Origin of the sequence: Vibrio sp. nBUS_14 (assembly GCF_051201655.1) — a bacterium.
In the GTDB taxonomy this organism is placed as follows: Bacteria; Pseudomonadota; Gammaproteobacteria; order Enterobacterales; family Vibrionaceae; genus Vibrio.
This window is the reverse complement of sequence record NZ_CP179207.1, coordinates 457453-471624: the sequence shown is the minus strand read 5'-3', so window position 1 is coordinate 471624 and position 14172 is coordinate 457453. Positions and strand designations below refer to the sequence as shown.

Here is a 14172-nt window from a genome sequence, read left to right as displayed (position 1 = left end):
AATATTGCGTTTACAGAATGTTGCGTGAAATAGAAAAGGGAACCATAAGGTTCCCTTTTTTGTACTATCTACGCTCGCAATTTGTCGAACTACATTACGGATTCAACTTGTAAAAAATAGTCGACAATGGAGGTAGGCGCAGCTCAATAGAAGTATCCAGCCCTTCACTTTGAACGGCTTCGATTTCGACAACTTCTTTCGTATCATAACCACTGCCGTTGTATTTAGCATCATCAGTATTGAGTAACAGGATGTACTTACCTTGTACTGGAACACCTAGACGGAAGTGCTCGTGGGGAACAGGCGTAAAGTTAGATACCACCAACACGCGCTCACCAGACTCACTAATACGTTCATGTGCTAGAACACTCGCTTCTGCAGAGTCTTGAAGACGCCATTCAAAGCCTTTAGGGTCGAAATCAAGATCGTGCATAGCAGCTTCACAACGATACAAGTTGTTTAAGTCTTTGGTTAAACGCTGCACTCCTTGATGGCGCTTATAATCTAACAAGAACCATTGCAGTTGATCGTCATGATTCCATTCAGCCGTCTGACCAAACTCAGCGCCCATGAAGCTCAACTTCTTACCCGGCTGCGCATACATGTAACCCATGTAAGCACGTAAGTTCGCTGTTTGCTGCCATTCATCACCAGGCATCTTGTCATGGATAGAACCTTTACCGTAAACCACCTCATCGTGAGACAGAGACAATACATAGTTCTCACTGTGTGCATAAACCAGTGGGAAAGTAATTGTATCGTGGTGATATTTACGATTAATTGGGTCTTCTTGAATGTAAGACAGGCTGTCGTGCATCCAACCCATGTTCCACTTAAAGCCAAAGCCTAAGCCGCCCATAAAGGTCGGTGCTGAAACACCAGGGAAAGCCGTTGACTCTTCAGCAATCGTCATCGCATTCGGGAAGTGTTTGTACACTTCTTCGTTCATCCACTTAAGGGTTGCGATAGCGTCGTAGTTTTCGTTACCGCCATCCGCATTCGGGATCCATTGATCATGGCTACGCGAATAGTCGAGGTACAACATCGAAGCAACCGCATCAACACGAATGCCATCGATATGGAATTGTTCGAACCAGTACAGTGCATTGGCTACCAAGAAACGACGAACATGCTCTTTGCCTAAGTCGTAAATGTACGAGTTCCAATCTTGGTGCCAACCACGACGTGGATCTGGATCATGGAACAATGGCGTACCATCGAAGTTTGCTAGACCATGATCATCACTTGGGAAGTGTGCAGGAACCCAATCGAGAACAACACCTAGGCCAGCTTGGTGACATTGATCGACGAAGAATTTGAAGTCATCCGGAGAGCCAAAACGACTCGTTGGTGCGAACAAGCCTATTGGTTGATAGCCCCAAGAACCGTAAAACGGATGCTCTGAAACTGGCATCAATTCAACGTGCGTATAGCCAAGATCCGTTAGGTATGGAATCAGTTCTGCCGCTAGCTCACGGTAATCTAGGAATTCGCCTTCAGCATTACGCTTCCAAGAACCGGCATGCAATTCATAGAACGAAAGCGCTTCTTTACGCTTTTGCGTCACTGGACGATTCTGCCATTGAGTATCTCGCCACTCATAACGAGCGTGATCGTAAGTCACAGAAGAAAATGATGGGTATTGCTCAGAGTAGAAACCCCATGGGTCAGCTTTATGTGGTAAGCCTTCGCCATCAGGTCCTTTTAATTCAAATTTGTATTGAGCGCCCTCTTCCAGATCAGGAATGAATAGGCCCCACATACCGTAATCTAAGCGTTGCATTGGATGGCGACGACCATCCCAAGCATTAAAGTTACCCACCAAACTTGCCGCAGTTGTATGCGGTGCATAGACTAAAAATCGAGTACCCGCAATAACCTGACCATCACGCTCTAAAGTAATAAATTGAGCCCCCATGTGATGGTACATGTCTTTCGGTGTATGAAGATCCTCATAGCTAGCATAGAGTTCATGATACTGGTACGGATCATCAATGATCTGCACTTCCCCAGCCCAATCTACTGCTAACTTGTAATGGGTAAAACGTAAGTCTCTTTCTTGCTTAAGAATGAAGCCACTTTCGCCCTCTCGCGCTAACTCAATACGAGGTTCCTTTCCAACAATCAACTCGACTTTATCCGCCCCTGGAATCCATACGCGTAATGCACCTTGATCAGAAGGTAAGTATGGCCCTAGAAAAGCAAAAGGGTCAGTAAAACAAGCCTGTGATAGTTGGGTATATATTTGTTTTTGCTTTGAAATCGAACTTAGTTCCAAAACGTTTCTCCCTAACCAAACATCCAAAAAATATAATACAAAAATGCCCGCTATTGGTGCGGGCAATATAACGACGATTTATTCTACCAGATGAGCATTCATTGTTGAGTGACCGAGGTTGTAGTTTCGTACGCCGTAAGCAAAAAACCACCTATATTCAAGTCACTCAATGTCATTACTTTCCTGCTTTTTCTCGAACGTCTGTCAACTTAGAAGCGATACGATTAACGCCTTCGTGAGCAAAGATTTCGTCCAAGTTCAACGAGAGTTTACGACGCCAGTTAGGGTACTCATCCACTGTGCCGGGAATATTTACTGGCTTGTCCATCTCTAGCCAATCTTCCAGTTGAACACTAAGAAGTGTCGAACCACCAGCCGCAACGTGCAGTTGGAGAGCTTCTGCAAGATAAGAGTCCATAGGTACTTGGCTTGCATCGCGGCCAACACCTTCAGGTAGGAAACCATGCCAAGCCACTGAATCTAAAATACCTTGTTTGCACTCCAGACGGTCATCGAACAAGGTTTCTAACTGTTCTGCATCTGGATATAAACCAATCTCTTGACCCATCTTCAGGTCATCACAGTGCCAGAAGCCACGTAATGTTGGCATATCGTGCGTACACAGAGCCGCCATTGATTGTGATGCGTAGTGCTTCGGAGAGATGAAACCACCATCTTCTTCTGATGTTTCGAAGAAGAACACTTTGTAAGAGTGCACGCCAGCATCCGCTAGGATGCCTACGATCTCATCTGGTACTGTCCCTAAATCTTCACCGATAACGCTACATTGGTAACGGTGAGATTCAAGTGCAAGAATCGACAGCATGTCTTGTACTGGATAGTAGATGTATGCGCCTTTCGTTGCGTTTTCACCTTTTGGAACCCACCATAAACGTAGCAGACCTAACACGTGGTCAATACGCAGTGCACCACAGTGTTTCATGTTCGCACGAAGCAACTTGATGTAAGCATCGTAGCTTGTTTCTAGAAGCACTTCTGGGTTCAGTGGTGGTAAGCCCCAGTTTTGGCCTAGAGGACCAAGAATGTCCGGCGGAGCACCGATGCTCGTATCCATCACTAGGTTGCCTTCGTCAGCCCATGTTTCGCTACCAGAATCCGCAACGCCTACCGCTAAGTCTCGGTACAGGCCAACCGCCATGCCTTTCTCTTCAGCAAGCGATTGAGCATCATTGATTTGGCAATCTGCTAACCATTGCAGGTACATGTAAAGATGCACTTGCTCTAGGTTCTCTTTGATGTATTTCTGTGTTGCTGGGCTTTCAAATGTGCGGTACTTCTCAGGGAATACCGGCCATCCCCACATGCCAGAATCTTCAGCATGCAATTCACCGTGCAGTGCATCAAACGCCGCTTGATGCATCAGGCTGTCACCGCCCTCTTCCACAAATGCTAGGAAGGCTTGTGCACGATCGCTGTTCTTGTCTAGATGACGAGTCTTAAACTCTGCGAATAGCAAAGGCAAGATGCTCATCTTCAGCTCAGACACTTCGGTGTAGTTCACCCAGTGTGCATCACGCGCTTTCTGTAGGCGTTGTTGGAACTCTGCGCTGCCTACGGTTTGTTGCGCTTCTGCACTTAATGCGAATTCAGGTACTGAGCTCACATCAATATATAAGATGTTCAACCAGCGACGTGAAGACGGGCTGTATGGGCTCGCACCTTCAGGGTTTGCAGGGAACAATGAGTGAATCGGGTTTAGACCAACGAAGTCACCACCGCGAGACGAGATATCTGCAACAAGCTGTTTTAGGTCGCCAAAGTCACCAATACCCCAGTTATGCTGAGTTCTTAACGTGTAAAGCTGTACACTCGGACCCCAAAGCTTTTTACCTTGCTCGATTGGCGCCTGTTTGAAACACGCTTTTGGCGTAATGATCAGTGTCATTTCGTAAGGCTTCTTACGACGTTTACGGCTCACAATGAGCTTGTGATAACCCCATGCTAAATCATTTGGCAGTGCAAACACTAAAGGGCCACCCTCGGCACGCTCATCACGAACGACTTGAGATTGAAGATAGCCTTCAAGTACCTCTCCTTGCTCGGTCTCTAAGCGCCAGCTGAACTCGCTTTCACGTGCACTAACACCTAAATTCAGCGCCACTTCTACTGGCTCACCATCACGCAAGACAAGAACTGGGTCTAGTACATCTTTTTTGTGTTTTCTTTCTGCTGACTTTAATAGTGCATCATCGCTGCTTGTATCGTAGCCCAATGAAGCCAATAGAGACGTAATCGTTTCGTCTGATACCTGTGCTTCATCGCCCCACGCACTAACGTAACTGTCGGCAATATTTGCCATTTCTGCGACTTGTTTTAATACGGTCTGTTCTTTCATCGCTCTCTCCGAAAACGTTCTAACGCTTTCAATTTTGTAGGGTTGTTTATTTAATTTTTTACTAATCAATTAGCTTGTGACAATCAGTTTGTAAGCATTGCTATCTGAATAAGCCGTCTGTTTGCTCACAAGCTAATTGAGCCAAGGCAGAAACTGCCTTGGCTACTTTTGGAACGATTAACGTTTAACGGCTTTTAGCTTCCAGATGTTGTTCACGTAGTCGCGGATTGAGCGATCTGATGTGAACTTACCAACCAATGCTGTGTTAAGAATCGCTTTCTTAGCCCAACCTGCTTGGTCTTTGTATTGCTTGCCCATGTCTTCGTGTGCTTTCACATAAGATGCGAAGTCTGCTAGACATAGGTAAGGGTCACCGCCATCTAATAGGCTATCAAACGTTGCACGTAGAAGGCCTGGTTGACCTGGAGAGAACTCATCGCCAGTCAATAGGTCTAGAGATGCTTTCAGTAGAGGGTCTGCATTATAGTAGTTGTATGGGTTGTAACCCTGATCTTTCAATGCAACAACACCGTCAACGTCTAGGCCGAAAATGTAGATATTTTCATCGCCAACTTCTTCACGGATCTCAACGTTTGCGCCATCCATCGTACCGATAGTTAGAGCGCCGTTTAGAGCCATCTTCATGTTGCCCGTACCTGATGCTTCTTTACCAGCCAGTGAGATTTGCTGAGAAACGTCTGCTGCAGGGATGATGATTTCAGCCATGCTTACACGGTAGTCAGGGATGAATACCACTTTAAGCTTGTTGCCGATGCGAGGATCGTTGTTGATCTTCTCTGCAATCTTGTTAACTGCGAAGATGATCTCTTTCGCTAAGTGGTAACCCGGTGCTGCTTTCGCGGCGAAGAAACATACGCGTGGCTCACACTCAAAACCAGGTTCATTAAGAATACGGTGGTACAGAGATAGAATGTGAAGCAAATCTAGGTGCTGACGCTTGTATTCGTGTAGACGCTTGATTTGCACGTCGAAGATAGCGTTAGTGTCTAGCTCGATACCCATGTTCTCTTGAACCCAATCAGCAAGGCGCTGTTTGTTTTCTTTCTTAACCGCCATGAATTCTTTTTGGAATTTCGCGTCTGTTGCAAACTTAGCAATGCCTTCAAGTTGCTCAAGTTTTGCAGGCCATTCTGAACCGATCTTATCTGTGATTAGCGTAGATAGACCTGGGTTACAGAACTTCAACCATCGACGTGGCGTGATGCCGTTCGTTACGTTAGTCAGTTTACCTGGGAAGATTTCGTTGAACTCAGGGAACAAGTCTTTCTTAACCAGTTGTGAGTGAAGCGCAGCTACACCGTTTACTTTGTAAGAGCCAATCACACATAAGTTTGCCATGCGAACCATGCGGTGGAAACCTTCTTGGATGATAGAAAGCTTCGCTTGCTTCTCACCGTCACCAGGCCACATCTTGCGAACTTCTTGCATGAAACGGTGGTTGATTTCAAAAATGATTTCCATGTGACGTGGAAGAAGACGGTTGATCAATGATTCAGACCATGTCTCTAGAGCTTCAGGAAGTAGTGTGTGGTTCGTATATGCGAACGTATGAGCACTGATTTCCCATGCTTGATCCCAAGTTAAACCTTTCTCATCAATCAGGATGCGCATCAATTCAGGGATAGCGATAGTTGGGTGCGTATCGTTAAGCTGAATCGTTTCTTGCTTTGGCAGATCTTCTAAACAGAAACCCGCCGCTTCGTGACGACGTAGAATATCGCGAACAGACGCTGCTGAGTGGAAGTACTGCTGCATTAGACGCAGAGTCTTACCTTTCTCGTGATTGTCGTTCGGGTAAAGCACTTTAGTGATGTTACCTGCATCGATTAGCGAGTGTTGTGCTTCGAAGTAATCACCGTTGTTAAAGCTTGCTAGTGAGAATGGTGCGATTGCCTGACATTCCCAAAGACGTAATGGGTAAACCGTGTTTGACTCGTAACCTACGATAGGTAAATCCCAAGGCATTGCTTTTAATTCCATACCAGGAACCCAAGCACGAACTTCTTTACCGTCAACGAATTCAACTTCTACATGACCGTAAAAACCAATGTGTTGTGCTAGCTCTGGACGAGCCACTTCCCATGGGTAACCTTCAACACCGCGCCATGCGTCTGGTGCTTCTTGTTGGCGACCGTCTTGGAAAGACTGTTTGAACAAACCGTATTCGTAGTGAAGGCCGTAGCCTACTGTTGGGTATTCTTGAGCGGCACAAGAATCCATGAAACAAGCAGCAAGACGACCAAGGCCACCATTACCTAGTGATGGGTCGCGTTCTTCTTCTAGAAGGTCAGTTAGGTTTTGACCTAGCTCTTCCATTGCATGAGTGATTTGCTCATACAGGCCCATGCTGATTAGGTTGTTACCTGTCAGACGACCAATCAAGAATTCTAGCGAAAGGTAGTTAACACTCTTCGCATTTTTGATTTTTTCATCGTTTTCAGTTTCTAACAGGTCGAATGTTGTGAGTTCTGCTAATGCGCGCCCCATCGCTAGGTACCATGCGCGGCTATCTGCATTTTCAATCGTTGTTGCGTAGGTTGCAGATAAATGTTTCTTAACGCTTTCTTGGAACGACACTTTATCGAAAGTTTTTTGCTGAGTTGGTTTCATTTCAGAAATCTCGCTTTTAATAATTCTAATTCATCTGTGATATATCGTGCATGGTCACCATTAACTAAACATCCTCCCGCCCGTACAACTAACTAGGAGTAGATCGGAGGGCGTAGGGGGCGTACCGACATAGGGTTAGTGATCTGACTCTCATGTTCTGACTTCGAACAAAAACGTGGAGTGACTGGGATCACAAGCTCCCGTTCGATAACTTAACTTCAAATGATGTGACTTTTATTTAACTCATTTAAAGTCATTGCCAAATCTGAGTTTCAGATCACGAAAATATTTTCCGCCTCTCATCTTTTGCAGAGAAAGATGTGTAGGTAAGGGAAAAGTTACATTCACAAACCACCCCGCAAGGTGAGAAAAGTCACAAATAAAGGGCGTAGAACGCTAAAAACATGCAGGAGTGCAAGGTTTCTGAGGAGGATAATAGTCGGTAACGTTTTGCTTCACGTAATATGAGTAAAGACTTAAGTAATTAGGCTAATGTCATTAGAGTGCACTCAACGATAGATTGAGATATTCCAGAACATAGCCACGGAATAGGTGTAAAACTTCGATATGTGGATCCCTTCGAAACTGACTCGTCCCGGCCGCTTACACAATGCAATCCTGCGACCTAGAGTTCTCGATCTGCTTCAGAATGCAGATTGCTACAAACTCGTACTGTTCCGCTCTCCAGCGGGGTATGGCAAGACCACTATGGCTGCACAATGGCTGGTAGATAAACCCAATTTGGGTTGGTACAGCATTGACGACAGTGACAATGATGCCTTTCGCTATATCAACTACCTACTTCAATCACTTAACAAAGCGACTCAAAATGCCTGTCCTAATGCCCAAAAACTGGCAGAAAAGCGACAGTTCTCATCACTGCATTCTTTGTTAAGCGAAGTGTTCGCCGAGATGTCTGAATTCCACCAGGAATGTTTCCTCGTGCTGGATGACTACCACTTAGTTAATAACGATGACATTCACGAGGCGATGCGCTTTTTCCTCAAGCACATGCCCGACAATCTAACGCTTGTTGTGACTAGCCGTGGGACACCACCACTAGGCACTGCAAACCTTCGTGTTCGTGATCTGATGATTGAGATTGGCAACGACTCTCTGGCTTTTGATACTGAAGAGACGACGCGCTTCTTCAATCAACGTGTCGCTGATGGTGTAGATGACACCACCGCTGGCAGTATCTGTACTTATGTTGAGGGGTGGCCTTCTGCACTTCAGCTTATTGCCCTTCAAGCTCAACATCAAAAACGCACGCTGGCTCAATCGGCCGAGTCTTTCTCTCACTTTAACCATGCCCACCTTTGGGATTACTTAGTTGAAGAAGTATTCGATCTACTGGATAAAGAAACCCGACAGTTCTTGATGCAGTGTTCAGTACTTGATCATTTCAATGACGAGCTTGTATGCGCACTTACCCAACGTGAAGATGCACTGGGGATGATCGAGTCACTCAACCGATTTGGCTTGTTCATCTACCCTCTTGAAGGCGAGAAGAACTGGTACCGCTTCCATAACCTATTCGGTGAATTTCTTGCCCACGAGCGCCAAGCGCGAATTCCACAACAAGAAGCCGAGTTGCACAGAAGTGCCGCGAAAGCGTGGATCAAACAAAAAACGCCTCATCAAGCACTACGACATGCACAACGCGCAGAAGATCCAGAACTGATCATCCAAATTCTAACGGAACACGGTTGGCCGATGTTTAACCAAGGCGAGTTGTCTTCGCTAGAGATGGCGATCAAACAACTAACTACGGATCAGTTATACAGTGAGCCGAAGCTATCAATGCTGCGCGCTTGGCTAGCACAGAGTCAGCACCGCTATGATCAAGTAGGCACTCTATTAGAAGAAGCCGAAACACAGTATCAAGCTCGAAACATCGAACTGGATACTCAGCAGCAAGGTCAATACAACGCCCTACGTGCGCAAGTTGCTATTAATAGTAATGAACCAGAAAAAGCATTGGAATTGGCTGAGCTTTCTCTAAGCCAGTTAAACACGACCGTTTATCGTAGCCGTATTGTTGCGACTTCTGTTGTCGGCGAAGTCAATCACGTAATGGGCAATCTAAGCCGTGCCTTGCCAATGATGCAGCAGACTGAAAAGCTTGCACGTCAATATCAGGTTTACCATCAAGCACTGTGGGCGATTTTGCAACAGAGCGAAATCCTGATTGCTCAAGGTTATGTTCAAGCAGCGTTTGAGCTGCAAGACAGTGCGTTCAAATTGATCGAAGAACATCAGCTGCAATACGTACCTCTGCATGAATTCTTGTTGCGTGTTCGAGCTCAGGTCTTCTGGTGTTGGAACCGATTAGATGAAGCGGAAGAGTGTTGTTACAAGGGCTTAGATATTCTTGGCCACCACTCGCCAAGTAAGCATCTGCACAGCTATTCGATGCTGGCTCGTATCTCGCTCAGCCGTGGTGAAATAGATAAAGCATCTAAGTTTATCGATCAAATCCAACACCTATTGCGTCAATCGACCTATCACGTGGATTGGACAGCGAATGCATCACTTTCATTGATCTTATTCTGGCAGGTCAAAGGCGATAAAGGCGCCATTCGTGACTGGTTAAGTGTTGCAGTTCGTCCGGAATCGGCGAGTAACCACTTCTGTCAGCTTCAATGGCGAAATATTGTAAGATCTCACATCATTCTTGAGCAATATGAAGAAGCGGAAGAAGCGCTGACCTTCCTGAAAAGCGAAGCACAGCGTTCACACCTGATTACTGATACCAATAGAAACTTGATCGTTGAAGCCGTATTACTTACACAGATTAACGATGAAGACAGCGCTCGTGTATTGCTTGAAGAAGCTCTACATATGACCAATCAAACCGGAATGGTAGGTAACTTTTTGGTCGACGGTGGCACTATCGGACATATCTTAGATAAGTTGAGCAACAAGCCTGGGTTAGGCGATTTAGAACGTCACCGTGCTCAGCAAATCATGAAAGATATCTCAACTACCCAACGCAGCCGTTCGGTTCACTTCGATGAAGACTTTGTTGAGAATCTGGTTAATCACCCGAACATTCCTGAGCTTGTGCGTACTAGCCCACTCACACAGCGTAAATGGCAGGTGCTTGGCCTGATCTACTCTGGATTTAGTAATGAGCAAATCGCCCAAGAACTTGATGTTGCAGGTACCACGATCAAGACTCACATCCGTAACCTGTACCAAAAGCTTAATATTGCCAACCGTAAAGAAGCAATCAGCACAGCAGAGAATTTGTTGCAGTTGATGGGATACTAAAACGGATTTGAAATTCTAAATAAAGCAGAAGCTGGTCACCGATGGTGGCTGGCTTTTTTTCGCTTCGACATAAAGGAATTAGCAGGAAAAATCACAGAGGGCCGAATGACAAGCAAAAAAATAGCCAACCGCAATAATCGCGATTGGCTTTATATATTTGTGAACAAATTATAAGTTCACTAACAACGTCAGTTGGCTAGGTGACCCTCGGCTTAAGAAGGGTCGATTAACACTTTGCAGTTAGCGTGCCAACTTTAATTTAGCGTTTTATAAGCCCTGCATCGCATAAAACCCGCGATTTTCACATGCGAATTGCAAAGTGCATTTGCATAATGCAACCAAGACGAAACATCGATAAGAGACCAGTCTCATCGATACTCTTAATGATAAATCACTAAGTGGTTGTATTTTAAATATTAGGCAAATGTTCACTTCAACTTATTGCCTTACAATTAAGAAGGTAATAAAAGCACCTCGCCAAAGGCATATTCATACTTTTTTTACACTAAAGTTTGTATACTGCACAAAATCACCCTCAACTCAATGAAACAATGAACTACTTAAGTACTTTTTTCAAAGGCATGGCAATGGGCGCAGCCGACGTTGTCCCTGGCGTATCGGGCGGAACCATCGCATTCATCACTGGTATCTACGATACCCTGCTAGAAAGCATTCGCAGAATTAACCCTAGCGTACTTGGCTTATGGAAACGCGAAGGCTTCAAAGCCGCGTTTAACCACATCAATGGTTTCTTCCTGATCTCACTGTTCGCGGGCGTATTCACAAGTATTGCAACATTCGCAAAACTGATTTCTTGGTTATTGGTCACGCATCCGGTTCCACTGTGGTCTTTCTTCTTTGGCCTTATCTTAGTGTCGGTTTTCCACATTCTTAAGCAAGTAGAAAAACGCGATATGATTCGATTCGTATTTTTACTGCTTGGTGTTGCCTTCGCTTATAGCATTACTGTGCTTAAGCCTCTGCAAATGGAGCCAACCAGTATCAACATCCTCATTGCAGGTGCGATCGCGATCTGTGCGATGATCTTACCTGGCATATCAGGCAGCTTCATTTTGCTGTTAATTGGTATGTACGGCCCCGTGCTTGGCGCCGTGAAGGAATTCCAAATTGACGTGCTTGCCCTATTCCTTGCGGGCTGCGTGATCGGTCTACTAACTTTCTCACATGTACTGTCTTGGCTATTGCGTTCATTCCGCGACTTCACGCTTGTGTTCTTAACCGGTTTGATGATTGGTACGCTGCCTAAGATCTGGCCGTGGAAAGAGACCATCAGCTGGCGCATCAACTCTAAGGGTGAGCAAGTGCCTCTCATTCAAGAGAACTTGTCTCCATTTAACTTCGAAGCAGTCACCTCTCAGCCTTCTCAACTGACCTTGGCTGTGATCATGATGTTAGTTGCCATCGCATTAGTTCTTAGCTTAGAAAAGTTCGCCGAGCGCAATACTGACTAACCTCTAACAATCGAGTGGCATTTCGCATGTATGGTGCTTTCCTTAATAGCGACGTGTCAGTAAATTGAATCAAAGCGAAGCTACTGGCTTCGCTTTTTTTAAATCTACTATACGCACAAAATTGCCTTTTGATACAAGCACGTATTGAGTGGTGTGATACCATCGCCGTTCTTATAAAATCAAATGAGAACACGACATGCACCCAGCATTAAAGGTTGCTGCGCTCGGTATTGCGCTGGTCGCTGGCTTTTATGGGCCACAGGTAGTCGAGCAATTTAAATCGGTAGTAGAGAGCCACTCTCCTGACGTCAACTTAGATGACTACTGCATGCTTTCAACAACATTGTGTGAGCAAGACACCGTTGCTATGACCCTTGAGCATGAAACAGCTCAACCTCTAGTCCCAACAAAAATCAAAGTGGTTTGGGAAGGCGCGGCCTCTGAAACCTTGATGCTATCGCTGACGGGTTTAGAGATGGAAATGGGCTCAGCACGTTTCCAATTAAAAAAGACTGGTAACAACATCTATGAAGGTGATGTCATTTTACCCGTGTGTACCATGGATCACATGACTTGGCTTGGTGAGCTCACCGATGGAGTTGAAACCGTAAAACCTGCAATAAGGATGACAAGATGAGTAAGAATTGGTCGCTAGCGCTGGTTGTAGCCTTTGTCCTTGGCTTTGGAGTAAAAAGCTATCTCGATGGTCAAACAGAGGCTCAAGAGCAACACGCTGAAAAACAACAATTCTCCGAAACAACGCTTTTTGGAAAAGACAACCAACCAATAAAACTCTTTGACGAAACCGATGACAGAATTCGAATCGTTTACTTTGGCTTTACGCGCTGCCCTGACGTTTGTCCAACGTCGTTAGCAATGCTATCTGGAGCACTCAACCAAATCTCAGATGAATCGAAAGCCAAGATTCGACCGATGTTTGTTTCTCTTGATCCAGAGCGTGATGCTGCAGAAGCGTCATACGAATACGCGCAGTACTTCAACCCAATGATTGAAGGTATGAGTGGTCCATTGGATGTAACCACGAATCTGGCGCATAAATACGGTGTTATTTTCAGAAAGACACAACTCGAAGATTCAGAGCTAGCATACACACTTGACCACAGCTCATATTTCTATTTTTTGAAGCCCAACGGTAACTTGATTACTAAAGTACCGCATACGTTGACGCCTGCTCCAATTGTTGAAGCGATCAACACATTGACGCGCTAGTGTGCTAAGTCACTCTAGAAACAACGTGTACAAAAATAAAGAACTCAACCAATAGAGTTCGAAACGTAAAGTCAGGTCCCAGACCAAAACCTAAAACAATAAGGACAACAACATGAAGTTAAAAGCACTTGCTCTAGCAGGCTTACTGCTCACTCCGCTTGCTCACGCCAATAGCGACATTATGGTTCATGACGCGTACGCTCGTGCAACACCACCTTCAGCAGTAAACAGTGCGGTATTCACAACTCTGATGAACCACAGCGATAAAGATCGCACTATTGTTTCTGCAACAACACCAGCAGCAGGCAAGGTAGAGCTTCATGATGTTATCGTCGACGGCGATGTTATGAAAATGCGCCAAGTTCAAGAGATCACAATCCCTGCGAATGGTGAAGCGGTACTTAAACCTGGCAGCCTGCACATTATGTTGTTCGACGTAAAAGACAGCCTGAAAGAAGGTGAGCAGATCGAAATGACTCTGACTTTCGCTAACGGTGAAACGCAAACCTTTGACGCGCCGGTTAAGAAAGTAATGAGTGGCATGAAAAAGATGAACCACGATCATCATTAATCAGATTCACAATCAATAATACAAATTAAGCCACGATGACTTCTCGCGATCGTGGCTTTTTGCTAGACTGAGCTCGCTTTTTATTCAAAGCCTGACCACATTAAGCCATCTACTGGCTACCGCACACTTTTACCCGGTTTACTGTTGGCCTTAAGTGATCAATAACTGCATGCCCAATAGCGCATGACTAAATCCGGGGTCCTATCTATTTGAATTCGACCCAAGCTTAACTAGCTTCTTAACGCATTAGGCTTAGGGCTTCTTTATATCAACAGGAATTAGATGGCACATAATCATCTCGTGAATGGTCACTGGCAGCGCCCTCACCAGAACATTGACCCGAATGAGTATTATCATG

At 45.3% G+C, this 14172-nt stretch carries 8 protein-coding genes; 5 read left to right on the top strand and 3 right to left on the bottom strand.

Going from position 1 to position 14172, the window contains the following annotated elements; translation table 11 throughout:
* Window positions 1–94 precede the first annotated feature (94 nt).
* The 3 genes from glgB to ACMAZD_RS19675 all read right to left on the bottom strand — a co-directional run bounded on the left by glgB (window position 95) and on the right by ACMAZD_RS19675 (window position 7265).
* Window positions 95–2278 carry a 1,4-alpha-glucan branching protein GlgB gene (gene glgB / locus ACMAZD_RS19685; RefSeq protein ID WP_435250266.1) on the bottom strand — a complete coding sequence of 728 codons (2184 nt, stop codon included), beginning with the start codon at window positions 2276–2278 and terminating at the stop codon, window positions 95–97.
* Between the two features lie 175 nt (window positions 2279–2453).
* On the bottom strand, window positions 2454–4634 hold the full coding sequence (malQ, locus tag ACMAZD_RS19680; protein WP_435250265.1) for a 4-alpha-glucanotransferase: 2181 nt from the start codon (window positions 4632–4634) through the stop codon (window positions 2454–2456).
* Window positions 4635–4811: 177 nt separating this feature from the next.
* A complete protein-coding gene (locus ACMAZD_RS19675) occupies window positions 4812–7265 on the bottom strand; it encodes a glycogen/starch/alpha-glucan phosphorylase (RefSeq protein ID WP_435250264.1) in 2454 nt (817 codons plus the stop codon).
* Between the two features lie 567 nt (window positions 7266–7832).
* Between ACMAZD_RS19675 and malT the strand changes: the two genes are divergently transcribed.
* The 5 genes from malT to ACMAZD_RS19650 all read left to right on the top strand — a co-directional run bounded on the left by malT (window position 7833) and on the right by ACMAZD_RS19650 (window position 13814).
* Window positions 7833–10541, top strand: coding sequence for an HTH-type transcriptional regulator MalT (malT, locus tag ACMAZD_RS19670; protein WP_435250263.1), 2709 nt, complete (start codon window positions 7833–7835; stop codon window positions 10539–10541).
* Window positions 10542–11092: 551 nt separating this feature from the next.
* Window positions 11093–12013, top strand: a complete 921-nt coding sequence (locus ACMAZD_RS19665; RefSeq protein WP_435250262.1) for a DUF368 domain-containing protein — start codon at window positions 11093–11095, stop codon at window positions 12011–12013.
* 196 nt (window positions 12014–12209) lie between these two features.
* Complete coding sequence (locus ACMAZD_RS19660; RefSeq protein ID WP_435250261.1) at window positions 12210–12650, top strand: hypothetical protein; 441 nt, start codon at window positions 12210–12212, stop codon at window positions 12648–12650.
* Window positions 12647–13243 (top strand): SCO family protein, encoded by a 597-nt coding sequence (locus ACMAZD_RS19655; RefSeq protein ID WP_435250260.1) that lies wholly within the window; start codon window positions 12647–12649, stop codon window positions 13241–13243. The genes ACMAZD_RS19660 and ACMAZD_RS19655 overlap by 4 nt, the downstream gene beginning before the upstream one ends.
* 112 nt (window positions 13244–13355) lie before the next feature.
* Window positions 13356–13814, top strand: coding sequence for a copper chaperone PCu(A)C (locus ACMAZD_RS19650; protein WP_435250259.1), 459 nt, complete (start codon window positions 13356–13358; stop codon window positions 13812–13814).
* Window positions 13815–14172 lie beyond the last annotated feature (358 nt).